General features: G+C 67.4%; 1 protein-coding gene. It reads right to left on the reverse strand.

Annotated features, from left to right (window positions below):
• Window positions 1-22: 22 nt before the first annotated feature.
• Window positions 23-650 (reverse strand): IS5 family transposase (locus ACLQ2R_RS39495; RefSeq protein ID WP_425966539.1); only part of this gene is annotated, 628 nt, incomplete at its 5' end.

Raw genomic sequence — 650 nt, forward strand, 5'->3', positions numbered from 1 at the left:
TAGGAACTGTTCGAGGTTCGGATCATGTGGTTGAGGTGAGGAGTTTCAGCCACATGATCGAGCCCCGGAGGTGGAGTCCGGCCTCATAGCTTTCCGGGGTCTTGTCGTAGCGGGTGGCTAATCCGCGCCAGCTCTTGATCTTCTGGAAGCAGCGTTCAATGGTGTTGCGCTGCCGGTAGCGTGCTGGATCGAAGCCGACGGGCCGCCCGCCCGCTGAACCTCTCTTCGTACGGTTGGCCTGCTGGTCGGTCTTCTCCGGGATGACCGCGGTGATCTTGCGGCGGCGCAGGTAGGAGCGGTTGGCCTTGGAGGAGTAGGCCTTGTCCGCAGCCACCGCGACAGGGCGGGTCCGAGGCCGGCCGACCCGGCCGGGAATGCGGATCTTGTCCAGGACGGTGATGAACCGCGGACAGTCGCCGGCTTGACCGGGGGTGAGCACGAAGGCCAGCGGCAGCCCGGCGGTATCGACCGCAGCGTGGATTTTGCTGCTCAGCCCACCTCGGGATCGGCCGAGCCCGGCAGCCTTCGCCCGGACCTTTCGACGTCGCCGAATGAGGGCACGATCCGGCGCGGACGACGCGTCCGCGTGGCCCGCGCTGGCCGCGTCGGGTGTGACCTGCGGCGCATCACCCGCAACACCGGCGGCTGCT

Origin of the sequence: Streptosporangium sp. DT93, from assembly GCF_049844535.1 — a bacterium.
Lineage (GTDB): Bacteria > Actinomycetota > Actinomycetes > Streptosporangiales > Streptosporangiaceae > Streptosporangium.